This window comes from Sphingomonas yantingensis, assembly GCF_014199325.1.
Classification (GTDB): Bacteria; Pseudomonadota; Alphaproteobacteria; order Sphingomonadales; family Sphingomonadaceae; genus Sphingomonas; species Sphingomonas yantingensis.
In genome coordinates this window covers 1,109,391-1,134,767 of record NZ_JACIJJ010000001.1, presented here as the reverse complement: position 1 = coordinate 1,134,767, position 25,377 = coordinate 1,109,391, and the positions used below count along the sequence as shown (strand labels likewise).

General features: G+C 68.2%; 22 protein-coding genes and 1 tRNA gene. 12 read left to right on the top strand and 11 right to left on the bottom strand.

Annotation, left to right across the window (positions count from 1 at the left end):
- Positions 1-11: 11 nt before the first annotated feature.
- Positions 12-869: a hypothetical protein gene (locus FHR19_RS05735; protein ID WP_184025429.1), complete on the bottom strand. Its 858-nt coding sequence runs from the start codon at positions 867-869 to the stop codon at positions 12-14.
- A gap of 131 nt (positions 870-1,000) precedes the next feature.
- Here FHR19_RS05735 and glpD point away from each other — a divergent pair, with 131 nt between their 5' ends.
- Positions 1,001-2,461 carry a glycerol-3-phosphate dehydrogenase gene (gene glpD / locus FHR19_RS05730; RefSeq protein ID WP_184025427.1) on the top strand — a complete coding sequence of 487 codons (1,461 nt, stop codon included), beginning with the start codon at positions 1,001-1,003 and terminating at the stop codon, positions 2,459-2,461.
- Positions 2,462-2,837: 376 nt separating this feature from the next.
- Positions 2,838-2,984, top strand: coding sequence for a DUF892 family protein (locus tag FHR19_RS17845; RefSeq protein WP_184025425.1), 147 nt, complete (start codon positions 2,838-2,840; stop codon positions 2,982-2,984).
- A gap of 123 nt (positions 2,985-3,107) precedes the next feature.
- Here FHR19_RS17845 and proS read toward each other — a convergent pair whose 3' ends face one another.
- From proS to FHR19_RS05695, 5 genes are all read right to left on the bottom strand, one after another.
- Complete coding sequence (proS, locus tag FHR19_RS05715) at positions 3,108-4,640, bottom strand: proline--tRNA ligase (protein WP_184025422.1); 1,533 nt, start codon at positions 4,638-4,640, stop codon at positions 3,108-3,110.
- A gap of 49 nt (positions 4,641-4,689) precedes the next feature.
- A complete protein-coding gene (locus tag FHR19_RS05710) occupies positions 4,690-6,132 on the bottom strand; it encodes an AAA family ATPase (protein ID WP_184025419.1) in 1,443 nt (480 codons plus the stop codon).
- Positions 6,129-8,315 carry a S9 family peptidase gene (locus tag FHR19_RS05705; protein WP_425505943.1) on the bottom strand — a complete coding sequence of 729 codons (2,187 nt, stop codon included), beginning with the start codon at positions 8,313-8,315 and terminating at the stop codon, positions 6,129-6,131. Before FHR19_RS05705 ends, FHR19_RS05710 begins: the two co-directional genes overlap by 4 nt.
- 142 nt (positions 8,316-8,457) lie before the next feature.
- Positions 8,458-9,534, bottom strand: a complete 1,077-nt coding sequence (locus FHR19_RS05700) for an AI-2E family transporter (RefSeq protein WP_184025412.1) — start codon at positions 9,532-9,534, stop codon at positions 8,458-8,460.
- 241 nt (positions 9,535-9,775) lie between these two features.
- Entirely contained in the window at positions 9,776-11,512 is a 1,737-nt protein-coding gene (locus FHR19_RS05695) for a class I adenylate-forming enzyme family protein (protein WP_184025409.1), read from the bottom strand.
- Between the two features lie 145 nt (positions 11,513-11,657).
- Between FHR19_RS05695 and FHR19_RS05690 the strand changes: the two genes are divergently transcribed.
- The 8 genes from FHR19_RS05690 (at position 11,658) to FHR19_RS05655 (ending at position 21,008) form a co-directional block, all read left to right on the top strand.
- Complete coding sequence (locus tag FHR19_RS05690) at positions 11,658-12,887, top strand: serine hydrolase domain-containing protein (protein WP_184025408.1); 1,230 nt, start codon at positions 11,658-11,660, stop codon at positions 12,885-12,887.
- Positions 12,888-12,910: 23 nt separating this feature from the next.
- On the top strand, positions 12,911-14,935 hold the full coding sequence (locus FHR19_RS05685; protein WP_184025406.1) for a 3-hydroxyacyl-CoA dehydrogenase NAD-binding domain-containing protein: 2,025 nt from the start codon (positions 12,911-12,913) through the stop codon (positions 14,933-14,935).
- Between the two features lie 46 nt (positions 14,936-14,981).
- Positions 14,982-16,283, top strand: a complete 1,302-nt coding sequence (locus FHR19_RS05680; protein ID WP_184025404.1) for an amidase family protein — start codon at positions 14,982-14,984, stop codon at positions 16,281-16,283.
- Positions 16,280-17,467 (top strand): acyl-CoA dehydrogenase family protein, encoded by a 1,188-nt coding sequence (locus FHR19_RS05675; RefSeq protein WP_184025403.1) that lies wholly within the window; start codon positions 16,280-16,282, stop codon positions 17,465-17,467. The genes FHR19_RS05680 and FHR19_RS05675 overlap by 4 nt, the downstream gene beginning before the upstream one ends.
- A gap of 57 nt (positions 17,468-17,524) precedes the next feature.
- A complete protein-coding gene (locus FHR19_RS05670; RefSeq protein WP_184025401.1) occupies positions 17,525-18,634 on the top strand; it encodes an acyl-CoA dehydrogenase family protein in 1,110 nt (369 codons plus the stop codon).
- Positions 18,634-19,515, top strand: coding sequence for an acyl-CoA thioesterase (locus tag FHR19_RS05665; protein WP_184025400.1), 882 nt, complete (start codon positions 18,634-18,636; stop codon positions 19,513-19,515). The genes FHR19_RS05670 and FHR19_RS05665 overlap by 1 nt, the downstream gene beginning before the upstream one ends.
- Positions 19,516-19,556: 41 nt before the next feature.
- Complete coding sequence (locus FHR19_RS05660) at positions 19,557-19,961, top strand: DUF4174 domain-containing protein (RefSeq protein ID WP_343053173.1); 405 nt, start codon at positions 19,557-19,559, stop codon at positions 19,959-19,961.
- A 144-nt stretch (positions 19,962-20,105) separates the two neighbouring features.
- A complete protein-coding gene (locus tag FHR19_RS05655; RefSeq protein ID WP_184025397.1) occupies positions 20,106-21,008 on the top strand; it encodes a DMT family transporter in 903 nt (300 codons plus the stop codon).
- Here FHR19_RS05655 and FHR19_RS05650 read toward each other — a convergent pair.
- Genes FHR19_RS05650 through yajC form a run of 4 tightly spaced genes read right to left on the bottom strand, consistent with a single transcriptional unit; the run spans position 20,993 to position 24,281 of the window.
- Positions 20,993-21,361: an Mth938-like domain-containing protein gene (locus tag FHR19_RS05650; protein WP_343053172.1), complete on the bottom strand. Its 369-nt coding sequence runs from the start codon at positions 21,359-21,361 to the stop codon at positions 20,993-20,995. The two genes, FHR19_RS05655 and FHR19_RS05650, sit on opposite strands and share 16 nt — an antisense overlap.
- Positions 21,362-21,373: 12 nt before the next feature.
- Entirely contained in the window at positions 21,374-22,342 is a 969-nt protein-coding gene (gene secF / locus FHR19_RS05645) for a protein translocase subunit SecF (RefSeq protein ID WP_184025394.1), read from the bottom strand.
- An 11-nt stretch (positions 22,343-22,353) separates the two neighbouring features.
- A complete protein-coding gene (secD, locus tag FHR19_RS05640) occupies positions 22,354-23,946 on the bottom strand; it encodes a protein translocase subunit SecD (RefSeq protein WP_184025391.1) in 1,593 nt (530 codons plus the stop codon).
- Positions 23,946-24,281, bottom strand: coding sequence for a preprotein translocase subunit YajC (gene yajC / locus FHR19_RS05635; protein ID WP_184025389.1), 336 nt, complete (start codon positions 24,279-24,281; stop codon positions 23,946-23,948). Before yajC ends, secD begins: the two co-directional genes overlap by 1 nt.
- 158 nt (positions 24,282-24,439) lie before the next feature.
- On the opposite strand from yajC, the gene FHR19_RS05630 reads away from it, so the two are divergent.
- Positions 24,440-24,516 (top strand) — tRNA-Pro (locus FHR19_RS05630).
- A gap of 95 nt (positions 24,517-24,611) precedes the next feature.
- Positions 24,612-25,142, top strand: a complete 531-nt coding sequence (locus tag FHR19_RS05625; protein ID WP_184025386.1) for a hypothetical protein — start codon at positions 24,612-24,614, stop codon at positions 25,140-25,142.
- On the opposite strand, the gene FHR19_RS05620 is transcribed toward FHR19_RS05625, so the two are convergent.
- A complete protein-coding gene (locus tag FHR19_RS05620) occupies positions 25,139-25,354 on the bottom strand; it encodes a hypothetical protein (protein WP_184025384.1) in 216 nt (71 codons plus the stop codon). The genes FHR19_RS05625 and FHR19_RS05620 overlap by 4 nt on opposite strands.
- Between the last annotated feature and the right edge of the window lie 23 nt (positions 25,355-25,377).

Here is a 25,377-nt window from a genome sequence, read left to right as displayed (position 1 = left end):
CGTGTCCCGGGTCAAGGTGCGACGGTGAAGCGCGCCGATGGGCCATCCGCGCTGCCGCGCACCTCGAACTCCTGCGCAAGACCTGCCTGGTGGAGCTGGCCGAGCTGTTCGTCGCCGATCCGCAGCGGTCCGATGTCGACACCCTTGCCCTCGTCCCAGTTGTAACGGTCGAAGACGTGCAAGTCGCTGTCGATCGAAACCTGTGCCGCACCATTTGCCCCCGGCGTGACGGTGACGGTGGCGGTGTGCGCATAGCTGAACCCGCCGACGGCAAAGAACCAGTCTTGAGACAATTCCTTGCCGGCATAGGTGCTGGTCCAAGGCGTCGTCACCTGAAACGTCATCGGCTCGCCGGTATAGTTCGCGCGGACATGGGCTTCGGCGACGGCGCGCACGTCGGTTTCGAACGAGGCGTCGATTTCCTCGCGGATCGCCGGAATATCGGCCCGGATCGCCTTCGGATCGATCGACAGCGTCTCGCCGCTATTGCCCAGATAGTGACGCATGTGGCGCGCGGCATTGTCGAGGCCCATGGCATCGGCCGCATCGGCGACGCGATAGAAAGCCGCCTCGTTGATGTGGTCGGCGATCGACGCCCCCTCGCTCGCGTGCGCGCCCGATCCGTCGCCGGCGGAGGGCGCGGCGGGGGGCGTGGGATAGCCGGGCATGCCGGGCGACGGGGTGATCGTGCTCTCGCCGGGCGTCGCCGGCCCGTCACCCCGGCCCGGACGCACGCCGTCCCGACCAGTCGAGCGCACATCGTCGCGCGTGTCCGACTGGCGCGCGTCACTCGCGTCGAACACGCGACCGGCCAGATCGGCGACACCGCGCGCCGCACCTGAAATGGCATTTCCGATCGAATCGAGCATTTGCCGCTCCCGCTTACGTTGCGGCCACCTTCTGGTCGTTTCAGCCCGCGAGTACGATAATCGGATCGATTACGGGCTGCCCCGGCTCACTGGCCTTCCCGACCGGCGAGCGCTTCTGCTACCGCGCTCCGGTGACCCACGACCTTCTTGTCATCGGCGGCGGCATCAACGGGTGCGCGATCGCGCGCGAGGCGGCGCTGCTAGGCCTCGGCGTCGTGCTGGTCGAGCGCGACGACCTCGCCAGCCATACCTCCTCGGCCTCGACCAAGCTCATCCACGGGGGCCTACGCTATCTGGAACAGTACGAGTTCCGGCTGGTGCGGGAGGCGCTGGGCGAGCGCGAGCGGATGCTGGCAATCGCACCGCATCTTGTCCATCCGCTCACCTTCGTGCTGCCTCACGACCATGCGGTGCGGCCGTGGTGGATGGTCCGCGCGGGGCTGTGGCTCTACGACGCACTCGGCTTCGACAGTTCGTTGCCGCGTTCGCGCTCCCTCAAAAAGGCCGATGCAGGCTATCAGGCACCGCTCAAGCAGACCTATCGCGGCTTCGTCTATTCGGACGCCAGGGTCGACGATTCGCGCCTGACCGTCCTCAACGCGGTCGATGCCGCGGCGAACGGCGCCGAAATCCTGACCCGCACCGGGTTCGAACGCGCCGAACGCTCGGGCGACCACTGGCGCGCGACGCTCTCCGATGGCCGCACGGTAGAGGCGCGCGCGATCGTCGTCGCGGCGGGCGGCTGGACGACCGAGGCGATGACCGCGATGGGCATGCCACCGCGCGGGCACCTTCGCCTCGTCCGCGGCAGCCATATCGTGGTGCCCGAACTGTTCGAGGGCGACCACGCCTATATCGTGCAACAGCCCGATCGGCGCATCGTGTTCGCCATTCCCTATCCCGGTGGCACGATGATCGGCACCACCGACGTCGCAGTCGACAACCCCGCCGACGCGGTGATCTCGCGCGAGGAGACGGCGTATCTGTGCGAGGCGGTGAACCGCTATTTCCGGCGACAGGTGACGCCCGCCGATGTGGTCAGCGACTGGTCGGGCATCCGCGCGCTCTACGACGACGGCGCGGGGGCAGCGGCCGAAGTGACGCGCGACTATGTGCTCGAACTCCACGATGACGGCGCGCCGGTGCTGGGCGTATTCGGCGGCAAGATCACCACCGCGCGGGCGCTCGCCGAGGATGCGCTTACCCGCCTCGCCCCCGCGCTCGGCTTCGACGCACATCCGGTCAGCCGGGCGCGCGTGCTGCCCGGCGGGATGATCGCGGAGGTCGAGACGCTGGCGCGGCAGGTGGCGGAACGCTGGCCGTTCCTCGACGCCCATGCGGTCGACCGGATGGCGCGCGCCTATGGCAGCCGGCTGGTCGAGATGCTGGAGGGCGTCGAAAGCGACGATGATATGGGCAAGACGCTCCCCGGCGGGATGAGCGAGCGGGAGGCGCGGTTTCTGCACGATACCGAGTTCGCGCGCACGCCCGACGACGTGCTCGACCGGCGAACTAAATTGGGTCTCCGCATGAGTGAGGACGAGCGGCAGGCGTTCGGCGACTGGTGGGCGACGGCGTACCCCGCGGACTGATCCCGATTGGTTTTGGAACCGCCGCGTGGGCAGTTCGCTGATACGCCCATGGACAAGACCGACGACGCCGAAAGCCTGCTCACCGTCGCGCTTCAGGATATGCTGGCGGGCGAGCGGCTGCTCGCCGAACACCTGCCCGCGATCGCCGCGCATGCCAGCGCCGCCTCGCTCTCCGAAGCGCTCACGCGCGAGGTACAGCGCGCGCGGTTGCAGGCGGCGGCACTGGCCGAGGATGCGCGCGCCGAGGGCGGGCCGCCGAACCTCTGGATGCAGGGCATCGTCGACGATGCGCGCCGCGATACCGAGACGATCGACGCCGGCCCGCTCCTAGACGCCGCGCTGGTCGGCGCGGTGCGAAAGGCGCTGGCAGCCAAGCATGTCCAGCTACGAGACCGCGGTGGCGCTCGCCGAACGGCTGGGCGAGCCTGCCCTCGCCGCCCGCCTGCGCCGCTGCCGCGACGAGGAAGCGGCGAGCGACCACCGGCTGGCGGCGATCCTGACCGAGTGCGCGGAGGCGGCGTGAGGCCGCGCTACAACTTGTACCCCGGCGAAGGCCGGGGTCCAGTCGGGAAGGCCTCCGTGATTAAGCATCACGAGCCGTCGTCGCGTTTACCACCGGAACTTCGGCCTTCGCCGGGGAACGGTCTCAGTAGGCCCGCGCGACCAGAATACGCTCGACCGCCGGCTCGCCGGTGAAGATACACGGGCCCTGCGGCGGGGTCGCGGTACCGGGGACGTTGCGGATCGTCAGCTTCAGCGCCTTCAGCCGCTCGACCACCTGATCCAGTGCCGCACCGGTCGGCTTGGCCCATTCGACCTCGACCCAGCCGGGATTGCGCACGCCGTCCGCGAAATGCGCCTCCAGCCCGGCGAAGTCGGGCACGTCGCGGCGAATGCCCGCGTCAAGCCGCGTGCGCGCCTCGACGTGCAGCGACTCCTGGATCTCGGCGAGGAGCGCCGCCGCCTGGTCCACGAACTCGTTGCGGGGGGTGAAGGCGGTGTCGAGCTTGCCGCTCTCCTGATACAGGCGGTCGCGGCGGATGACGGCAACGTTGCCCTTTGCGACGTCCCGCGGGCCGACCTCGACGATGATCGGCGCGCCCTTCTTGACCCAGCCCCAGCGCTTGTTGCCCGCCTTTTGCGCGCGCGCGTCGACCATCGCGCGGATCGGCTCGCCGAGCGCGGTCTGACCGACGAGCTCGGACTGGAGCGCGCGGGCATAGTCGAGCACCGCCTCGTCCTCGGGCGCATCGCGCAGCATGGGGACGATGACGACCTGCCACGGCGCGACGCGCGGCGGCACGCGCAGGCCGTCGTCATCGCCGTGCACCATGATGAGCCCGCCGATCATGCGGGTGGACACGCCCCAGCTTGTCGTCTGCGCCAGCTCCAGTTCGCCCGCGGCATTCTGGTACCGGATGTTCTGCGCGCTAGAGAAAGTGGTGCCGAGGAAGTGGCTGGTGCCCGCCTGAAGCGCCTTGCCGTCCTGCATCATCGCCTCGATGCTGTAGGTCGCGACGGCGCCCGGAAACCGCTCGTTCTCGGGCTTCTCGCCCGCGACGACGGGCAGCGCGAGGCAGTCTTCGGCAAAGGCGCGATAGACCTCGAGCATCTTCATCGTCTCTTCGCGCGCCTCGGCCTCGGTCGCGTGGGCGGTATGCCCCTCCTGCCACAGGAACTCGGCGGTGCGCAGGAACATGCGCGTGCGCATTTCCCAGCGCACGACATTCGCCCACTGGTTGATGAGCACGGGCAGGTCGCGCCACGACTGGACCCAGCGGCTGAAGGCAGCGCCGATCACCGTCTCCGACGTGGGGCGGACGACCAGCGGTTCCTCCAGCTTCGCCTCGGGATCGGGGACGAGGCGGCCGTCCTTCTGGACCAGCCGATGGTGGGTGACAACCGCCATCTCCTTGGCGAAGCCGTCGACATGCTCGGCTTCCTTCTCGAAATAGGAAAGCGGGATGAACAGCGGGAAATAGCAGTTCTCGTGCCCCGTCGCCTTGATCCGGTCGTCGAGCAGCCGCTGCATCCGCTCCCAGATGCCGTATCCCCATGGCCGGATGACCATGCACCCGCGCACGCCGCTTTCCTCGGCCATGTCGGCCTCGGCGATGACGGTCTGGTACCAGCGCGAGAAATCCTCGGCGCGCGTGACGGACAGGGCGTGCTTGATCATCGCCCGCCGATAGCGGGGCGAGCCCCATCAAGACAACGTCGAAAGCGACTCAGGCGGGCGCGGTCGTCCAGCCAAGCGCCGGGATCGCGATCGACCGCTTGCCGCCAAGGTCGGTGCGACACACGATCAGCTCGCGCTGCTCCATATAGCCGACAAGCCGCCGCGCGCGGCCGAGCGAGGACGTGCCGTAGACCTCGGCGATCCGCTCGTCGGGCGGGCACGCCTCCCCCTCCTTCGCTGCGCGGGCAATGAGGAGGAACGGTCCCAGCATCTCGCTCGGCAATTCGCGCGCGACCGAAAGCGCGCCGGCCCATTCGTCCTCCAGCCCGTGGGTGATCCCCGCACGTGCGGCCGCCAGCCGGCGCGAGAACGCCTCTAGGTCGAGCGGCGGGCGCGACAGCCCGGCCATGCGGCAGCGGACCTGATAATCCTGGAACAAGACCGCCGCAGGGCGCGACGCCGACCCCGCCTCCGCCACGATCGCGGCGAGCACGTCGGCGACGATCTCAGCTACGCGTTCGGGGGGCATCGCCGGCGTCGGCGCCTCGGGCGGGGGCGGCGGCGCGGCGAGCGCCTCGATCACCTCGTCGGCGGGCATCGGTGGCGGCGGGGGCGGCGGCATCAGCGGCAGGCCGGGCTCGGGCGAGCCGCGCTCGATCAGGTCGCGCATGTCGGCTGGGGCCGAGGGCAGCGGAATCAGCTTCGGACTGCCGCTGCGCGCCGAGGTCTCGACCGCGCCGATCTTCACCGCCACCGGCCGGCGCGACACCGCGGGGCCGAGCGCGAGGAAATGGCCGCGCGCCAGATCGCGGATCGTCTCCGCCTGCCGCCGCTCCATGCCGAGCAGGTCGGCCGCGCGCGCCATGTCGATGTCGAGGAAGGTGCGCCCCATCAGGAAGTTCGACGCCTCCGCCGCGACGTTCTTTGCCAGTTTCGCCAGCCGTTGCGTCGCGATAACGCCGGCGAGGCCGCGCTTGCGCCCGCGGCACATCAGGTTGGTCATTGCGCCGAGCGACGCGCGGCGCACCTCCTCCGCCACCTCGCCGCCGCCCGCCGGGGCGAACAACTGTGCCTCGTCCACCACCACCAGCGCGGGGTACCAGTGGTCGCGCGGCGCATCGAACAGCGCGTTGAGAAAGACGGCGGCACAGCGCATCTGCCCCTCCGCCTCCAGCCCCTCGAGGCTCAGGACGACGGAAGCGCGATGCTCGCGGATGCGCGCGGCCATCTTCGCGATCTCGCGCTCGTCATAATCGCCCGCCTCGATCGCGACATGGCCATAGGCGTCGGCCAGCGTCACGAAGTCGCCCTCGGGGTCGATCACCACCTGCTGCACGCGACCCGCCGATTTCTCGAGCAGGCGGCGCAGAAGGTGCGACTTTCCCGATCCCGAATTGCCCTGGACGAGCAACCGGGTGGCCAGCAGTTCCTCGAGGTCCATGGCCACGGCCTTGCCGTTGCCATCGACCCCCATGTCGACTTGCGCGGTCATTTGGTCCCGGCGGGCGCCCTGCGCTCGAAAAAGTCGAACATCGTGTTCCACAGGTGAAGCTGCTGCGCGGGATTGCTGATCGAGTGCGTCTGGCCGGGATAGAATTGCGTGTCGAACATCACCCCCGCCGCCTGCATCGCCCCGATCTGTGCGGTTGTGTTGTCGAGGAACACATTGTCGTCGGCCATGCCGTGCATGACGAGCAGCGGGTCCTTGATCTTGCCCGCATCGCCGAGCGTTCCCGAGGCGGCATAAGCCTCCGGCACCTTGCGCGGGTCGCCCATGTACCGCTCGGTATAATGGGTGTCGTAGAGGTCCCACTTGGTGACCGGCGCCACCGCCGCGCCCGCCGCGAACACGCCCGGCGCCTTTTCGAGGAGCTTGAGCGTCATGTAGCCGCCGTACGACCAGCCATGGATGACGAGCCGGTCGGGATCGACGAAGGGCTGGGTCTTCAGCCAGTTGGCGGCCATCACCTGATCCTCGACCTCGACGCTGCCCATCGCGTGCCAGATCTGATCGGTGAAGGCGCGAGACCGGTTGGCGGTGCCGCGATTGTCCATGACGAAGACGATATAGCCCTTGTCGACGATCGCCTGGTGCATCGGGCTGGACCAGTCGCGCGCGACCCGCTGCGCACCCGGCCCGCCATAATAGGTGAAGAACACCGGATAGCGCTTGCCGGGCTCCATCCTGGGCTTGAGCATCTTGTAGTGAAGCTCGCTGCCGTCGGCGGCCTTTAGCGTCCCGAACTCGGTCGCGGCATGGCTGGCGAGGTACGGGGCATAGGGATGGTTCGGCCCCAGCGCGTTCTCGTCCAGCCACTGCGTCCGCTTGCCGGTCGCATCGACGAGATAGCTTTGCGGCGGCTGGCTGGGATTGGAGCGCCCGACGATCAGCCGGTCGCCCGACATCGACACGTTGTTCCAGTATCCCGTCTCGGTCAGCCGCGTGACCGCACCGGCCCGCTTCAGCGGCGCGACATAGGCGTGGCGTTCGAGCACGCCGTCCTTGTTGCCGGTGAAGTAGACGAGGCCCTTCTTCTCATCCACGCCGATCACGTCGGCGACTTCCCAGTCGCCCTTGGTCAGCTGCGTCCAGCCGCCCTTGTCGAAGCGATAGAGATGGCCGTTGCCGCTCCGCTCCGACCACCAGAGCAGGCTGCCGTCCGCCAGCGCGCGGAAATTGTCCGAAAGGTTGATCCAGCTCTTCGCCGCTGCCTTTTCGGTGAACAGCACGCGCGACTTGCCGGTCGCGGGATCGACCGCGAGCATGTCGAGCACGCTCTGCTCGCGGTTCTGGCGCTGGACGTAGAGCGTCCGGCCGTCCGCGCTCCAGTCGACGCGGGCGAGGTAGATGTCGGGGTCCTGCCCGAGATCGACCTTGACCTGCCCCGACCCGTCGGGCGCGGTCACGTAGAGCGCGACCGTGACGTTGGGCGTGCCGGCCAGCGGATAGCGCTGCTCGTAAAGCTTCGTCCCCTCCGCCCCGATCGACGCGCGGGTGAGGACGCGGACGGGCGCTTCGTCGAACCGCTCGACCGCGACGTACTTGTCGTCGGGCGACCACCAATAGCCGGTGGAGCGCGCCATTTCCTCCTGCGCGACGAACTCGGCCTCGCCCCAGTGGACGGTGCCGCCGCCACCCTGGGTGATCGCACGCGCCTCGCCACCCGCCAGCGGCTGCACCCAGAGATTCTGGTCGCGCACGAAGCTGATATAGCCGCCGACCGGGCTGATGACCGGATTGAGTTCGCCCGCCTCGCTGTTGGTCAGGCGGCGGACCTGTCCGTCGAGCGTCGCGAGGAACAGGTCGCCGTCGAGCGGCACGAGGATAGAGCGGCCGTCGGGCGCCCAGTCATAGGCGACGATCCCGCGAAGCCCGCCGATGCGCGCGCGCTCGCGCTGCATCTTCTCGGCCTCCGACAGTTCGGCGCCCGACCCGACCTTCTTCGAATCGACCAGCATCCGCCACTGGCCGGTGGTCAGGTCCTGAGCCCAAAGGTCGTAGCGATCGGGCTCGCCCTCGCGCGGGCGAAGCTGGGTCAGGAGCTTGCCGTCCGGCGACAGGCGCGGCGGACGCCCGCCGCCGCCCGACAGGCCGCCCCGCATGACCCGCTCGAAGGTGAGCGCACCCTGCATCGCCGGCTGCTGCTGCTTTTCCGCCACGGGCTCAGCTGCCATTGCCGTCACGCTCACCGACGCAAGCGCCAGCGCCAAGGACCATCCGCGCATTCCCATCTCCGAAGGTGCCGACGCCGGGGACTCCGTCCCGGTGCGGCCGTGATGGGGCGTTATTGCCCCCCTTCGGCGCGGGCGTAAAGGGTCAGGCGGGCTTGGTTTCTCCGCCCGCCTCCGGCGCGTTCGAGTCCGGGGGCGGTGGCGCCTCGATCCCGTCGATCTCGGCATGATGGCCCAGCGTGTCGCGCACCCAGAGCAGCGCGACGAGGACGTAGAGCACGACCGCCAGCGGCGCCGCCACGATCACGCCGATGAAGCCGAACATGCTGCCCAGCGCCGCCAGCGCGAACATGAGGACGGCGGGCGGGATCGACACGGCATATTTCTGGATGATCGGGGTGAGGACATTTCCCTCGAGCTGCTGCGCGACGAGGTAGACGACGCAGGTCCAGATCAGCGTGTCGGTCCCTTGGGACAGGCCGAGCAGCACGCCGGGTGCCGCGCCGATGAACGGCCCGACCAGCGGGATGAAGTTGGTGAGGCCCGAGATGACGCCAAGCGCGCCGGCCGACTGGACGCCGACGATGCTGAGCCCGCCCCAGATGAGCACGCCGACGATCAGCATCGTCGCCCCTTGCGCGATCAGCCACTTGTTGAGCGCTTGGCCGCTCGCCGACAGCGCTTCGCGCACCTGTCGCCCCTTTTCCTTGGGAAACAGCTTCTCGACCCCGCGCATGTAGATGCCGGGTTCGAGCGCAAGGTACATCGCCGCAACGATGACAAGGACGAGATTGGTGATCGCCCCCACCGCGCCGAACGCGAAGCTGAGCGCGCGGCTGGCGACGCCCTGGAAATCGGGCGTACCGGACAGGAAGCTCTGGAGGAACGGCACCTGCGCGGCCATCGCCCGCGCCTTCTCGAACGCCTGCGGCAGCTGCTGCCCGACCTCGGTGAACTGTTCGGACAGCTGAGCGCCGAACAGCCAGCCCGCACCGCCCAGCACGGCGAGGATCAGGAACAGGCCGCAGAACACCGACAGCGTGTCGCTCGCGCCCATCCGCCGGAACGGCCACCCCGCCGCGCGGATCAGGGCAGCGACGAGCACCGCGGAGAAGATCAGCATGAAGACGAACGCGAACTGCACGGTCAGCAGGCACAGCCCCACGACCAGCATAACCACCAGGGCCCTGCGCGCGATTTCGCCGATGTTCGTCGTTTCCATGCTTCCCCCGTTCAGTGCCGGGGGGAGAAACATCGCGGCTGCGTAACGGGTTCCGTCTTTAGGCCGTATCGATGGCCGGGTCCCCGCTCATCGCATCCCGGCGCTGCCGTACCCCGGCGAAGGCCAGGGTCCAGTTGGGAGAACGGCGGTTACGCGCATAAAGCCCCGTCCTGTAACTGTACCCCGGCCTTCGCCGGGGTACAGAGAGATGCCAGTGCTCCCGCTTTCGCGAGTGTACGGGTCACTGTGCGGGAAACATCTTCCGCAACTCGCCCTTCAGGATTTTTCCGTTGGCGTTCCTCGGCAGCACGCTGTCGACGAACCGGATCGCGCTCGGCACCTTAAACGCGGCGAGGTGGCGGCCCACCCAGTCCTGCAGCTCCGCCTCGCTCGCATCGCAGCCGGGACAGAGGTGGACGACCGCCGCGGGCACCTCGCCCAGCGTGCGGTGCGGCACGCCGACCAGCGCCGCGTCGGTGACGGCGGGATGGGCGTAGAGGACGTTCTCGACCTCGATGGAATAGATGTTCTCGCCGCCGCGGATGACGATGTCCTTGGCGCGGTCGACGATGTAGCAGAAGCCCTCATCGTCCAGCCGCGCGAGGTCGCCGGTGCGTACCCAGCCGTCGACGAAGGTCTCCGCTGTCGCCTCGGGCTTGTTCCAATAGCCCTTCACGATCATCGGCCCGCGCGCCCAGAGCTCGCCGACCTCGCCGATCGGCAGTTCCTGCGCGCCGTCGACCGACATGATCTTGAGTTCGGCGACCGGCACCGGCGGGCCACAGCTATCGGGCCGGTTGAGATAGTCCTCGCCGGTGTGCTGCGTCACCGTCGCCATCGTCTCGGTCATGCCCCAGCCGCTGCCGGGCGCCGCGCCGAACTCGGCCTCGATCCGGCGGACCAGTTCGGGCGCGGCGGGGGCGCCGCCATATTGGATCGCCTCGAGGCAGGAGAGGTCGTATTTGTCGCGATCCGGATGCTCGAGCAGCTGCCACGCGATCGTCGGCACCCCGCCGGTGAGTTGCACCCGCTCCCGCTCGATCAGCTTCAGCGCCTCGCCCGCGTCCCAGCGGCGCATGAGGACGATCGTCCCCCCGCTCGCCACCGTCCCCATCAGCGACGCGGAACAGGCAGTGACGTGGAACAGCGGGATGACGAGCAACCCGACCTTGGGCACCGGCGCGGTGGGCGGCATCTCGCCCCGGCGCAGCATCGCGCGCGCGTTGCTATAGGCCGAGCTGTAGATGTTGGTCGCCATGTTGCGGTGGGTGCCGAGCGCCCCCTTCGGCGCGCCGGTCGTGCCGCTGGTATAGAAGATGACGACGTCGTCCTCCGGCGCGATCGTCGCCGCGGCGGGGTGCAGGCCGATCTCGGGCAACGCCGCCCAGTCGTTCGGCTGCGGCAGCAGCGCGTCGAACGACTCGGCCGGCGCCTCGATCGCCCCCTTGGGCCGGGTCACAAATACGCGCTCCAGCCCGGTGAGCGCCGGCAGCTCGCCCTTGAATCGGTCGTACCGGTCGCCGTCGAGGATCAGCAGCTTCGCACCCGAATCGCTGATCCCGTAGGAAAGCTCGCCCGCGCTCCACCAGGCGTTGAGCGGGACCGCGACCGCGCCGACGCTGGCGACGGCAAAGAAGATCGCGGTCCATTCGGGCAGGTTGCGCATGGCAAAGGCGACGCGGTCGCCCTTCCCCACCCCGACCTCGGCCAGCTTGTGCGCCAGATGCGCGACCGCGCGGAAATGCGCGTCGTACGTCACGCGCTCGTCCTCGTGGATCACGAACTCGCGCGCGCCGTGGCTGCGCGAAAAGGCGATCAGCAGCGCCAGATTGGGCGGGGCGTTCTTCCATGTGCGCGTCGGCTTCCCGCGAATCTCGACCGTCTCGATCTCGAACGGCTGGCCCGGCGCGGTGGTCGCCGCCTCGATCTGGGCGAGGGTCATCGCGGGCCAGGGTTTGGCGTCGGGGGCGGTCGCCATCCACATCTCTCCTATACGCTGTCGAAGATCGGGTTTGCCCGATTGACGTTTGCGTGAAGGTTAGTGTTGATTCGATCCGCGCTCAAGATAATAGGTGAGCAGGCTGCATCGAACGCGGCGGCCGGAGAGGATTCGAACGACAGGTATGCTCGATCGCACGGTTCAGGATGCAGGATCGCTGGGCTTCGCCGCCGACCGGCTGGCGCGGATCGACGCCTTCCTGACCGAGCGATATCTGGGCACCGGCCTGTTGCCGCACGCCCAGCTGCTGATCGCCCGCGACGGGGCGATCGCGCATTTCAGCCACCTCGGCAACGCACGCGTCGACGGGACGCCCGTCGGCCCGGACACGCTGTTCCGCATCGCCTCGATGACCAAGCCGATCACCAGCGTCCTGTTCATGATGCTGGTCGAGGAAGGCCGCGTCGCGCTCGACACGCCAGTTCACCGCGTGCTGCCCGAGCTGAAGGGCGTGGGCGTCTATGCCGGGGGCGGCGGCGGGGTGCCGTTCGCGACGACCCCGACCGCCCGGCCGATGCTGATGGTCGACCTGCTCCGCCATACCGCGGGCTTCACCTACGGGTTTCAGAACCGCACCAACGTCGACGCCGCCCACCGCGAGCTCAAGATCGAATCGTGGCACGGCAATCTCGACCTCGACGGCTTCGTCGCCGCATTGGGCAAGCTGCCGCTCGAATTCTCGCCCGGCGATGCGTGGAACTATTCGGTCGCGACCGACGTGCTCGGCGCGGTGATCCAGCGCATCGAGGACAGGCCGCTCGACGAGGTGATGCGGGACCGCATCCTCGCAGCCCTGGGCATGCACGACACCTTCTTTCAGGTGCCCGAGGACAAGTTCCCCCGCCTCGCCGACTGCTACACCTTCAAGGCCGATGAGGGCCGGGTGATGTACGATCCGGGCGCGGCGAGTGCGTGGGCGATGAAGCCGCGGCTCGTCTCGGGCGGCGGCGGGCTCGTCTCCACCAGCCTCGACTATCACCGCTTCTGCACGATGCTGCTCAATGGCGGCACGCTGGACGGCACGCGCATCCTCGGCCGCAAGACGATCGAGCTGATGATGGCGAACCACCTGCCCGGCGGCGGCGACCTGGCATCCATGTCGCGATCGATGTTCAGCGAGGCGACCAATGCCGGCATCGGCTTCGGCCTTGGCTTTGCGGTGACGCAGGACGTGGCCTCGACGCTCGTCCCCGGCAGCGTCGGCGACTATTACTGGGGCGGCCTCTTCTCGACCGCCTTCTTCATCGATCCCGTCGAGCGGCTGCACATGATCTTCATGACGCAACTCAGCCCCTCGAACCTCTATCCCGTCCGCCGCGAGATCCGCACGATGATCCACGCGGCGCTCGACTGACTGCCCCCAAGGAGATGGCATCCATGACTTCCCCCATCACCACGCGCCGCGAGGGCGACGTGCTGGTCGTCCTGTCGAACAACCCGCCGGTCAACGCGCTCGGCGCCGCGGTGCGACAGGGTCTCGACAAGGCGATCGACGAGGCCGCGGCCGATGACGGCATCAAGGCCGTCGTGATCGCGTGCGAGGGCCAGACCTTCTTCGCGGGCGCCGACATCACCGAGTTCGGCAAGATGATGGCCGAACCGTCGCTCCCCGTCCTCGTCGACAAGATCGAGGCGTCGGAGAAGCCCGTGATCGCCGCGATCCACGGCACGGCGCTGGGCGGCGGGCTCGAAGTGGCGCTGGCCGCGCATTACCGCATCGCCGTCCCCTCGGCCAAGTTCGGCCTGCCCGAAGTGAAGCTCGGCATCCTGCCCGGCGCCGGCGGTACGCAGCGCCTGCCGCGCGTCGCGGGGGTCGAGGTCGCGCTCGAAATGGCGACCAAGGGCGATCCGATCCCCGCCACTAAGGCGAAGGATGCGGGGCTGCTCGACCGCGTGACGGACGGCGACCTGCTGACCGACGCGATCGCGTTCGCGCGTGAGGTTGCCGACGCCCGTCCGCTGCCGCGCACCAGCGAGGCGCCCGTCACGCTCGACCCCGCGGTGGTCGAGGCGTTCCGCAAGACCAACGCCCGCCGCTTCCGCGGCCTCGACGCGCCGAACGAGATCATCGAGGTGATCGAGACGACCGCGGGCAAGCCCTATGCCGAGGGCGTGCAGCGCGAGCGCATGGGCTTCATGAAGCTGGTCATGGGCAAGCAGTCGGCGGCGCTGCGCCACATCTTCTTCGCCGAGCGCAAGGCATCGAAGATCGACGACCTGCCCGAAGGGACGCAGCCACGCGAGATCAAGCGCGTGGGCGTCATCGGCGCCGGTACGATGGGCGGCGGGATCAGCATGAACTTCCTGTCGGCGGGCATCCCCGTGATGATCGTCGAGATGCAGCAGGACGCGCTCGACCGCGGCACCGGCGTCATGCGCAAGAATTACGAGGCGACCGCCGCCAAGGGCCGGATGACCGCCGAGCAGGTCGAGGGCGCGATGGGGCTGCTCAAGCCCACGCTCAGCCTCGACGACCTCGCCGACTGCGACCTCATCATCGAGGCCGTCTATGAGTCGATGGACGTGAAGAAGGACATCTTCGGCAAGCTCGACACGATCGCCAAGCCCGGCGCGATCCTCGCCTCGAACACCTCCTACCTGAACATCGACGAGATCGCGGCGGCGACCAATCGGCCGCAGGACGTGCTCGGCCTCCACTTCTTCTCGCCCGCCAACGTCATGAAGCTGCTCGAAGTCGTGCGCGGCGCCAAGACCGCGCCCGACGCGCTGATGACCGCGATGGCGGTGGCCAAGAAGATCAAGAAGGTCGCGGTCGTCGCCGGCGTCTGCCACGGCTTCATCGGCAACCGCATGCTGATGCCGCGTCAGGTCGAGGCGATGAACCTGCTGCTGGAGGGCGCGACGCCCGAGCAGGTCGATCGCGTCCATGTCGCCTTCGGCATGCCGATGGGGCCGTTCCAGATGGCCGACCTTGCCGGCGTCGATATCGGCTGGCACCGCGACCCGACCCGGATCGAGAGCATCCGCGACGCGCTGGCGGCCGAGGAGCGCTGGGGCCAGAAGAAGGGCAAGGGCTTCTACGACTATGACGAGAAGCGCCAGCCCTCGAACAGCCCGCGCGTCGCCGAGATCATCGAGGACTTCCGCCAGAAGACCGGCACGCCGCAGCATGAAGTGACCGAGGACGAGATCACCGAGCGCACGCTCTACACCATGGTCAACGAGGGTGCGCGCATCCTCGAAGAGGGCATGGCGCAGCGCGCGAGCGACATCGATGTCGTCTGGATCTACGGCTACGGCTTCCCCCCGTACAAGGGCGGACCGATGTTCTGGGCCGACCAGGAGGGGCTGCCGAAGATCGTCGCCGGCCTCGAAAAGCACGGCTTTGAGGTTGCCAAGCTGCTGCGCGACAAGGCCGAAAAGGGCGAGAAGTTCAATTGATCGCCCCCTCGCCCTGCCCGGCGTGGTCGGTGATGGCGACGCGGCCATGAGGTCCGCGCTCGCCACCGCCGCCGCGATCCGGGCGGGCGAGACCAGCGCGCGCGCCGAGACCGAGGCGGCGATCGCGCGGATCGAGGCGGACGACGGCGCGATCAACGCCGTCGTCGTCCGCGACTTCGACCGCGCCCGCGCCGCCGCCGACGCGATCGACGCGCGCGCGGCGTCGAGCGACGCGATGCCGCTGCTCGGCGTGCCGATGACGGTGAAGGAAGCCTTCGATGTCGAGGGGCTGCCGACGCACTGGGGCTTTGCCCAGCACGCCGGCAACATCGCGACCAGCGATGCCGAGGCGGTGCGGCGGCTGAAAGCGGCGGGCGCGATCGTCCTCGGCAAGACCAACCTGCCCAAGGGGCTCGGCGACTGGCAATCGGTCAACTCGATCCACGGCCGGACGAACCACCCCCTCGACCCCGCGCGCACGCCGGGCGGCAGTTCGGGCGGGTCGGCCGCCAGCCTCGCCGCCGGCTATGTCCCGATCGAGATGGGCAGCGATATCGGCGGGTCGATCCGCGTGCCCGCGCATTTCTGCGGCGTCTGGGGGCTGAAGCCGACATGGGCGGCGATCAGCAGCCTCGGCCACCGCTATCCAAAGACCGACGGGGCGGAGACGGTGCTCGGCGTCGTCGGCCCGCTGGCGCGCTCGGGCGAGGATCTGGCGGTCATGCTCGACCTGCTCTCCACGCTGCCGCTGCCGCACTCGAAGCCCGCCCGCCGCGTCCTCGCGCTGACGCAGCATCCCGCCACTCGCACCGCTGCCGCCTGTGTCGAGGCGGTAGAGCGCGCTTCTGAGGCGCTGGGCAGAGCCGGCGTCGAGGTGATCCGCGACCACCCCGCCCTGCCCGACCTCGCGCGCCAGCACGAGGCGTATGGGAAGATGCTGAACGTCGTCTTCGCCCGCTCGCAGCCCGATCTGCATCACACGATGCCGACGCTGCTCGCGTGGCTTGCCTGGCTCGACGCACAGGCGCGCAGCACGCGTGCGTGGGGGGCGCTGTTCGAGGAGGTCGACGCGGTGATCGCGCCGCCCGCCGCCACGCTCGCCTTCCCGCACGACAGCCACCCGCTGGCCGAGCGCACACTCGACATCGACGGGGTGGAGAGCCCCTATGACGCACACCTCGCCTGGGCGGGGCTTGCGACCTATCCTGGCCTGCCCGCCTGCGTCGTGCCCGTCGGCCGCTTCGACGGCCTGCCCGGCGGCGTACAGGTGCTGACCGCCGCCAATCGCGACCACGACGCCATCGCCGTCGCCCAATTGATCGACACTGAGCTTCAAGGAGCCGCGTGATGACCGACCTCGACCAGTTCCGCGCTGAAACCCGCCAGTGGCTGGAGGCCAACTGCCCGCCCGAGATGCGCAAACCCGTGCGCAGCGACAAGGACGTGTGCTGGGGCGGCCGCCGCGCGGTCTATCAGCCGGGCCAGAAGGAGTGGATGGACGCGATGGCCGCGCGCGGCTGGACCGTCCCCGACTGGCCGACCCAATATGGCGGCGGCGGCCTGTCGCCGGCGGAGGCCAAGGTGCTGAAGGAGGAGATGGCCGCGATCGGCGCGCGCAATCCCCTGTCGAGCTTCGGCATCTCGATGCTCGGCCCGGCACTGCTCAAATACGGCACGGAAGAACAGAAGCTCGAGCACCTGCCGAAGATCGCGCGCGGGGAGATCCGCTGGTGCCAGGGCTATTCGGAGCCCAATGCCGGCTCCGACCTCGCCGGCCTCGCGACCAGCGCGGAGGATGCGGGCGACTATTATATCGTCAACGGGCAGAAGGTCTGGACCAGCTATGCCGACAAGGCCGACTGGATCTTCTGCCTCGTCCGCACGTCGAGGGAATCGAAGCAGGGCGGCATCAGCTTCGTCCTGTTCGACATGGAGAGCGAGGGCGTCTCGACGCGGCCGATCCTGCTCATCAGCGGCTACTCGCCTTTCTGCGAAACCTTCTTCGACAATGTGAAGGTGCCCAAGGCCAATCGCGTCCATGACGAGAACAAGGGCTGGGACGTCGCCAAATACCTGCTCGGCCATGAGCGCGAGATGATCTCGGGCATGGGGCTCGTTCAGGGGACGGGCGGCAATCCGCTGATCGAGGGGGCGATCGCGACGATCGGCCTCGACGAGAGCGGCCGCCTCGCCGACCCGATGCTGCGCGCCGCGATCGCCGAGTTCGACGTTCGCGCCCGCGCCTTTTCCGCCATGTCCGAACGCTTCATCGACGAGCTCAAGGCCGGCCGCGCGCATCCCGCCCAGCCGAGCATGATGAAATATGTCGGCACCGAGCTGAACAAGCAGCGCCACGAACTGGTCATGGCAGCAGGCGGCAGCGACGCCCTTGAATGGGAGAGCGAGAGCTCGAACGGCGGCGCCAAGGCCCGCGCCTGGCTGCGCACCAAGGCCAATTCGATCGAGGGCGGGACCAGCGAGGTCCAGCTCGGCATCATCGCCAAGCGGATCCTGGAGCTGCCCGGCGCCTGAAACCACCCTTCCCGCCAGCGCCGCCGGTCGAGCGGTGCGGCGACCCGGAGAGATACGATGCCCCTCTATCTAAACGACGAACAGACGATGTTGCGTGACACCGCGCGCGATTTCGTCGGCACCGAAGCGCCCGTCAGCCACCTGCGCGGTCTGCGCGATGCTAAGGACGAAACCGGCTTCAGCCGCGACCTGTGGAAGCAGTTCGCCGAGATGGGCTTCACCGGCATCCTCGTGCCCGAGGATCAGGGCGGCCTCGGCCTCGGCCATGTCGAGGCGGGGGTGGTGATGGAGGAGATCGGCCGAAATCTCTCCCCCTCCCCATTCCTTTCCACTTCGATCGCGGCGGTCGCGGGGCTGACGGGCACCGCCCATACCGATGCCTGGTTCCCGCGCATCGTCGCGGGCGACGCGGTGATCGCGCTGGCGATCGACGAGAGCGCCAAGCACACCGGCCGGATCGAGATGACCGCCGAGCGATCGGGCAACGGCTTCAGGCTCACCGGCACCAAGCGCTTCGTTCACCACGCCCATGTCGCCGACCTGATCCTCGTCGCGGCGAAGACCGAAAATGGCGAAACGGTGTTCGCGGTCGATCCTAGGGCCGTGGGCCTAACCGCCGATCCCCGCCGCCTTGCCGATTCCAGCCTCGCCAGCGAAGTCCGCTTCGACGGCGTAGCGGTCGATGCCGATGCGGTGGTGGGCGAGGTCGATGGCGGCCGCGCCGTCCTCGACCGCATCCTCGGCGCCGCGCGTACCGCCGCCGCGGCCGAGCTGGTCGGCGTCGGCGCCGGTGCGATGGACATGACGGTGAACTACCTCAAGGAGCGCAAGCAGTTCGGCCAGCTGATCGGCAGCTTCCAGGCGCTTCAGCATCGCGCCGCGCACCTCTATTCGGAAATGGAGGTCGCGCGCGCCGCCGTTCTTAAGGCGCAGCAGCTGCTCGACGCCGGCGATCCGCGCGCCGATGAAGCGACGCATGTCGCCAAGGCGATGACGGGGCTTGCCACGACGCTGTCGGTGCAGGAAGGCATCCAGATGCACGGTGGCATCGGCATGACCGACGATTACGACATCGGCTTCTACATGAAGCGCGCGCGCGTGCTGGCCGAGATGTTCGGCGACGCGGGCCATCATGCCGATGCACTGGCAAGGGCGAACGGATATTGATGGCGGAACGCGCGGACACGAGTGAGGGACTGGTCGGGCAGCTTGTCGAGCTGCTGGACGTCGAGACGATCGACACCGACCTCTATCGCGGCGCGCGCCAGCCGGGCGGCGTCGGCCGCGTGTTCGGCGGACAGGTGATCGCGCAAGCCCTGCAGGCCGCCCAGCGGTCGATCGACGACAGCAAGGTCGCGCACTCGCTCCACGCCTATTTCATGCGCGCGGGGAACGAGGATTATCCGATCGTCTATCGCGTCGTCCGCGATTTCGACGGGCGCAGCTTCGCCAATCGCCGCGTCATCGCGATGCAGCAGGGCAAGCCGATCCTTAACATGATCGCCAGCTTCCAGTCGCCCGAGGACGGCCTGTCGCACCGGTTTCCCATGCCTGACGTGCCCCCGCCGGAGGCGCTGAAGAGCGAGGGCGAGCTGCGCGAGGAAATCCAGGAACATGTGCCGGAAAAGCTGCGCCGCTTCTTCCTGCGCACCCGCCCGATCGAGATCCGCCCGGTCGCCCCGCGCGAATGGTTCAACCCGGCCCCGCGCGAGCCGGTACAGCACAGCTGGTTCCGCGTCGTCGCGCCCCTGCCCGACGACCCGGCGCTCCACCGCGCGATGCTTGCCTATGCCAGCGACATGACGCTGCTCGGCACCTGCATGCTGCCGCACGGGATGACGTGGATGGACGGATCGGTGCAGACCGCCAGCCTCGACCATGCATTGTGGCTGCACGAGCCGTTCCGCGCCGACGAATGGCTGCTCTACACCTGTGACAGCCCATGGTCGGGCCATGGCCGCGGCCACAATCGCGGGCGCATCTACACCGCCGACGGACGCCTCGTCGCCAGCTCCGCGCAAGAGGGGCTGATCCGCAAGCGCGGATAGACCCACGCGGCACTTTTCTGCGGCTTCTTCGTTGTTTGCGGGTGATCGGACCCCTTCTTCCTCTGACGCTGGCCGCCGCCGCGCAGCCGCAGCCCAATGCCGTCGATGCACGAGAGGCGGAGCCGCGGCTAATCGTCGTGTTTGCCCCGACGCGCGACGACCCGCGCCTTGCCCGCCAGCAGGCGCTGCTCCGCCAGTCGGAGGCGGCGATGCGAGACCGCGACGTGCATGTGATTGAAGTGGTGGGCGATACCGTTGCGGGCGCGCACGACTATGCCGCAGCGCTGCGCCAGCGTTACGCAGTCCCGCGCTCGCGCTTCGGCGTGGTGCTCGTCGGCCGCGACGGTGGGGTGAAGCTCCGCTCGGCCGAGGCGATCATCCCGCGTCAGATCGAACGGACCATCGATGCGATGCCGATGCGTCGGCAGGAAATGGCGGGAAGCTGAACCGCTTGCGTCATCCCAGCGAAAGCTGGGATCGTCGGCGGCTCCAGTAATTCCTATCCCCGAACGATCCCAGCTTTCGCTGGGATGACGCGAGAGGCTGACAACCTTGTTGCGATGCAGCGCCGCGGGGCCTAGCCCCCGCGGATGACCGGCGATTCCATTTTGAAGGGCATCGGGCTGCGCATCCTTGCCGCCGCGCTGATGGCAACGATGGGTGCGCTCATCAAATTGGCCGAGACGCTGGGCGCCGGGCTTGCCGACACGATGTTCTTTCGCCAGCTTTGCGCGCTCCCGGTCGTCACCCTCTACCTCTGGCGGACGGTCGGCCTCGGCGCGGTGCGCACGCAGCGGTTCCCCGCCCATCTCGGGCGTACCGCCGCGGGGCTGGTCGGCATGTGCTTCACCTTCGGGTCGATCCACCTGCTACCGCTGGCCGAGGCGACGACGTTCCAGTTCACCGCGCCCTTGTTCGCCACGCTCCTCGGCGCGGTCTGGCTGCGCGAGCCTACCGGCGTGCATCGCTGGGCGGCGGTCGCGGTCGGGTTCGCGGCGATCGTCATCATCGCCGAACCGGGCGGCCATTCGATCCCGCTGGCGAGCGCCGGCGTCGGCCTGATGGCTGGCTTCATGATCGCCGTCACCTCCGTCCTGCTGCGCCAGATCGGCCGCACGGAGGGGGCTGGCACTACCGTCTTCTGGTTCTCGGCGCTGTCGGTGCCGCCGCTGTTCCTGTTCTGGCTGACCGATCTGCGCGCGCATCCGCCGATGGTATGGGCGATCCTTGCCGCGATCGGCATCGTCGGCGGGATGGGCCAGATCGCGCTGACCGCGGCGCTGCGCCACGGGCCGGTGTCGGTGATCGTGCCGATGGATTATTCGTCGCTGCTCTGGGCGACGGCGCTAGGCTGGCTGTTGTTCGACCAATTCCCGTCACGGTCGACTTGGATCGGTGCGCCGATCCTGATCGGCAGCGGTATCTATATCGCCTGGCGCGAGCATCGGCGGCGCCTGTCCAGCACCCCCGCCGTTCCTCAGTCGAGCGGATAGAGCGCGGCGGCGACCCAGCGCAGTTCGGCGCGCAGCACGCCCCAGGCACGCGCCGCCGCCCGGCTGTCCATCGGCTCCAGCCCGATGCCCTTGGCTTCCAGCGCCGCGATCAGCGCGCGCGGCGGGCGGACCAGCTTCGCGCCGGTGCCGAGGATGACGAACTCCGGCAGCGGGGCGATCACGAACAGGGGGGCGAGATCACCCTCGCCCAGCGTCTCGATCGGCGGCGGCGACCAGCCATCGGCACGCTTGGGCGTGATCGTCAGCCCCTCATAGATCCCGTCGTCGACGCGGAACCCGCGCCCGACGATACCCGAGATGAGCGGCCCCTCGCCCCTCTGGTCGCGATCCATGCGCATCGTGACTTACCGCTCGCGCGGGGCAACGCGCTCGGCATTGGCGTTCGCGGCTACCGCCTTCTTCTCGAAGCTGTCGGGCGAGACGTTGAACTGGATCAGGATGCCGTTGCCGACGAACATCGACGACCAGGTGCCGACGATGATGCCGAGCGCCATGGCAAGGCTGAAGCCGAAGATCACGTCCGGGCCGAAGAAGACGAGGACGAGCAGCGGCATCGTGATCGACAGCGAGGTCATCACCGTGCGCGACAGCGTCTCGTTGATCGACAGATTCAGGATCTCGACGATCCCCATCCGCCGGAACTTGCGCAGGTTTTCGCGCACGCGGTCGAAGATGACGATCTTGTCGTTCAGCGAATAGCCGATGATCGTCAGCAGCGCGGCGATCGTGTTGAGGTCGAACTCAAGCTGCGTCAACGCGAAGAAGCCGAGGACGACGATCATGTCCTGCGCGAGCGCGAGCAGCGCGCCGACGCCGAACTGCCATTCGAACCGGAACCAGATATAGATGGCGATCGCGATCATCGCGAGGCCGAGCGCCAGCGCGCCCTTCTCGAACAATTCGCCCGACACCTTGCCCGACACGGCCTCGACCGATCCGACCTTGGCGCCCGGATAGGCCTGTTCGAGCGTGTTGCGCAGCTTTTGCGCGGCCTGGCTGGCCGATTGCGGTGTCTCGTTCTCGGGCACCGGCAAGCGGATGGCGATGTCGCGTGGGGACCCGAACTGCTGGATCGTCGATTCGCCGACGCCGAGGCTGTCGACCTTCGCGCGCAGCTGCTCGATCTCGACATTCTGCGAGAAAGTGACGCGGACGAGCTGGCCGCCGACGAAATCGATGCCGAAATTGAGCCCCTTGATCGCCAGCAATGCGATCGAGGCGATGACCATCACCGTCGAGATGACGGCGGCGATCTTTCGGAACGACATGAAGTCGATGTTGGTGTTGTCGGGAACGAGCTTGAGGGGACGCATGAGATTGTTCCTCAGATCACCAGCTCGCGCGGGCGCTTGGCAAGCCAGTTCGCGACCATCAGGCGGGTAAAGGTGACGGCGGTGAACACCGAGGTGACGATGCCGATGATGAGCACGACGGCGAAGCCGCGGACCGGGCCGGCGCCGAACACGAACATCATCACCGCGGCGATGGCGTTGGTGACGTTGGCGTCGAAGATCGCGCGCGTCGCTTCCTTGTAGCCAAACTCGACCGACGAATTGACGCTGCGCCCGCGCCGCCGCTCTTCGCGGATACGCTCGTTGATGAGCACGTTGGCGTCGACCGCCGCGCCGATCGTCAGCACGAAGCCGGCGATGCCCGGCAGCGTCAGCGTCGCGTTGAACAGCGCCATGACGCCGAGGATCATCAGCACGTTCACGACGAGCGCGATGTTGGCGTAGATGCCGAAGCGCAGATAGGCGAACAGCATCAGCACCGCGATGGCGAGCGTGCCGATCACGCCGGCGACGACGCCGCGCTGGATCGAATCGGCGCCGAGCTCGGGGCTGATCGTCGATTCCTCGATGATCGACAGGTCGACGGGCAGCTTGCCCGAGCGCAGCGCGATCGCGAGCTGGTTGGCGCTGTCGACGGTGAACCCGCCCGAAATGCTCGCCGCACCGCCCAGGATCTGTTCGTTGATGTTGGGGGCCGAGATGACCGAATTGTCGACGATGATCGCGAACGGCTTGCCCGTATTCTCCTGCGTCACGCGCGCGAAGCGGCGGCCGCCCTCGGCGTTGAAGCGGATGCCGACGATCGGCGCGCCGGTCTGGGGATCATATTCCTGACGCGCGTCGGCGATCTGGTCGCCCGAGATGATGACCGAGCGCTTGACCGCGATCGGCCCGCCGCTGGTCGGATAGGGAAGCACCTGGCTGCCGATCGGCGCCTGGCCGCGGGCGAGCTGAGCCGGATCCGCGCTGGTGTCGACCAGCTTGAATTCGAGCCGCGCGGTCTTGCCCAGCAATTCCTTCAGCGCCTTCGGGTCCTGAAGGCCCGGGACCTGCACGACGATGCGGTTCGATCCCTGGCGGATGATCGTCGGCTCGCGCGTGCCGAGCTCGTCGACGCGGCGGCGGACGACTTCGGTCGCATCGACCATCGCCTGCTCGGTCGCCTGGGCGATGCCGGCATCGGTCGGCGTCATCGTGACGGTGTTGGTGTCGCGGACGGCAATGTCCCAGTCGCGCTGGCCGGTGAGGCCCGCACCCGCGGTCAGCGGCAGAAGCCGCTCACGCACCGCGTCGATCTGGCTGGCGTCGCGGACCATGAAGCTGATCTGGCCGCCGCGCGTCGAAATGTCGCCGATGGCGATGCGGGGGGCGCGGCGCATCTCGCCGAGGATCGTATCGCGCATCGTCTCGAGCCGCTGGTTGCGCACGTCGCTCGTCTGCGCCTCGAGCAAGATGTAGCTGCCGCCGGCAAGGTCGAGGCCGAGATTGACCTTGGTCTTGTTCATCCAGGCGGGAAGCTGCGGCCTGATCGACGTGCCCGACAAGAGCGTCGGCACCGCCAGCAGCACGCCGACGATCACGGTGGCAAAGGTCAGCCACTTCTTCCACGAAGGAAAGTCGAGCATCAGTCGTTGGCCGGCTTGCCGCCGAGCGGCGTCACTTCGGCGATCGTCGCCTTGACGACGCGGACGCGCACGTTCGGCGCGATCTCGACCTCGACATGCCGGTCCTCGACGCGCGTCACCTTGCCGACCAGGCCGCCCGCCGTGACGACGGTGTCGTTCTTCTTGATGTTCGCAAGCGCGGTTTGAAGCACCTTCATCCGCTTCTGCTGCGGGCGAATCATCAGGAAGTAGAAGGCAATGAAGATGAGGACGAGCGGCGCGATGCCGAGGATCTGGCCGGCGACGCCGGGCGCCGAGGCGCCGGCGGACTGAGCAAAGGCAGGAGTTGCGAACATGATCGGGTCGGTTGCGCCTGTGTTCGGGGGCGGGGCGACACGCCCCGGTTCCAAGCGGCGCGCGCTATCATGCGGCCCGTCCCCGCGCAACACTCGCCGCGGGGCTCGCGATGGCGCTTGCACTCCCCGATCGATCCGCGTAGAGGCGCCCGCTCGGTCGGGACGTAGCGCAGCCTGGTAGCGCATCACACTGGGGGTGTGGGGGTCGCAGGTTCGAATCCTGTCGTCCCGACCAACTTAATCGAACAGCATCGGAACGCTTCGGCGGGGCCTTGTGGCACCGCCTGCATCGGCATAGCCTCTGGTTCGTCCGGGCAAGGGAGTGCGCCGATGAAGAGGATCGCCCTGGTCGCGTCGCTCGCGGTGCTGCCGCCGGCCGCCCTGCCCGCGCATCCGCCCAAAGCGGTGACGAGCTGGGGCAAGGCGGGCGTTGCCTTCGACACCTATCGCGCCGACGCGGTCGAATGCGGGCGCGAGGGCTATTTCGCCGACGTGTCAGATACCGAAGCGGCCAAGGTGTTCAAGGACGCCTCGAGGCGGCTGGAGAACAACGAGACCGCTTTGAGCATGGCCGCGCAGACCGGTGACATCAACCGCGTGGGCAACATCAACGCCATGTCGCAACACATCGTCAGCAGCACCCGCCCCCGCGAACGGATGCGCGAGGTGGCCGGGGTGCTGAACGGCACCGTGGCCGATTGCCTGACCAAGCGCGGCTATGTGCGCTTCACGCTGACCGAGGCGCAGGAGAAGGCTCTCAAGGCGTATCCGGCGGGGACCGAAGCGCGGCACCATTTCCTCCATTCGCTGGCGAGCGATGCAAAGGTGCTGGCGGCGCAGGGGAGCCCAAGCGCGATTTAGGCTCCTGAACGTCCGCTATGGGCAGGAAAGCGGACCGTCCGGTTGAAGCTGTTCGGGCCATAGCCGAGGCGCGTAAGGAAATTAAATCGCCTACCTGGTTCCCACTCCTTGTCGGCGAACAAATGCGCGCCCTGCAAACCAGATTGGCGGCCCTCGCGTGGATTGATATAGCCAAGCCAGTCGGTCGGACGCGGAATGCTGTCGAATGCCATTAATGTGCCCCCCCGCCCGCCGC

What these genes read in the sequence shown, in the direction of transcription:
- FHR19_RS05690 (WP_184025408.1), top strand. Translation starts at nt 11,658, where the DNA reads ATGCTCGATCGCACGGTTCAGGATGCAGGATCGCTGGGCTTCGCCGCC.
- FHR19_RS05700 (WP_184025412.1), bottom strand. Translation starts at nt 9,534, where the DNA reads ATGGAAACGACGAACATCGGCGAAATCGCGCGCAGGGCCCTGGTGGTT.
- FHR19_RS05670 (WP_184025401.1), top strand. Translation starts at nt 17,525, where the DNA reads ATGCCCCTCTATCTAAACGACGAACAGACGATGTTGCGTGACACCGCG.
- FHR19_RS05680 (WP_184025404.1), top strand. Translation starts at nt 14,982, where the DNA reads ATGAGGTCCGCGCTCGCCACCGCCGCCGCGATCCGGGCGGGCGAGACC.
- FHR19_RS05695 (WP_184025409.1), bottom strand. Translation starts at nt 11,512, where the DNA reads ATGGCGACCGCCCCCGACGCCAAACCCTGGCCCGCGATGACCCTCGCC.
- proS (WP_184025422.1), bottom strand. Translation starts at nt 4,640, where the DNA reads ATGATCAAGCACGCCCTGTCCGTCACGCGCGCCGAGGATTTCTCGCGC.
- FHR19_RS05655 (WP_184025397.1), top strand. Translation starts at nt 20,106, where the DNA reads ATGACCGGCGATTCCATTTTGAAGGGCATCGGGCTGCGCATCCTTGCC.
- yajC (WP_184025389.1), bottom strand. Translation starts at nt 24,281, where the DNA reads ATGTTCGCAACTCCTGCCTTTGCTCAGTCCGCCGGCGCCTCGGCGCCC.
- FHR19_RS17845 (WP_184025425.1), top strand. Translation starts at nt 2,838, where the DNA reads ATGTCCAGCTACGAGACCGCGGTGGCGCTCGCCGAACGGCTGGGCGAG.
- FHR19_RS05625 (WP_184025386.1), top strand. Translation starts at nt 24,612, where the DNA reads ATGAAGAGGATCGCCCTGGTCGCGTCGCTCGCGGTGCTGCCGCCGGCC.
- secF (WP_184025394.1), bottom strand. Translation starts at nt 22,342, where the DNA reads ATGCGTCCCCTCAAGCTCGTTCCCGACAACACCAACATCGACTTCATG.
- secD (WP_184025391.1), bottom strand. Translation starts at nt 23,946, where the DNA reads ATGCTCGACTTTCCTTCGTGGAAGAAGTGGCTGACCTTTGCCACCGTG.
- FHR19_RS05650 (WP_343053172.1), bottom strand. Translation starts at nt 21,361, where the DNA reads ATGGATCGCGACCAGAGGGGCGAGGGGCCGCTCATCTCGGGTATCGTC.
- FHR19_RS05620 (WP_184025384.1), bottom strand. Translation starts at nt 25,354, where the DNA reads ATGGCATTCGACAGCATTCCGCGTCCGACCGACTGGCTTGGCTATATC.
- FHR19_RS05685 (WP_184025406.1), top strand. Translation starts at nt 12,911, where the DNA reads ATGACTTCCCCCATCACCACGCGCCGCGAGGGCGACGTGCTGGTCGTC.
- FHR19_RS05710 (WP_184025419.1), bottom strand. Translation starts at nt 6,132, where the DNA reads ATGACCGCGCAAGTCGACATGGGGGTCGATGGCAACGGCAAGGCCGTG.
- FHR19_RS05705 (WP_425505943.1), bottom strand. Translation starts at nt 8,315, where the DNA reads ATGGCAGCTGAGCCCGTGGCGGAAAAGCAGCAGCAGCCGGCGATGCAG.
- FHR19_RS05665 (WP_184025400.1), top strand. Translation starts at nt 18,634, where the DNA reads ATGGCGGAACGCGCGGACACGAGTGAGGGACTGGTCGGGCAGCTTGTC.
- FHR19_RS05735 (WP_184025429.1), bottom strand. Translation starts at nt 869, where the DNA reads ATGCTCGATTCGATCGGAAATGCCATTTCAGGTGCGGCGCGCGGTGTC.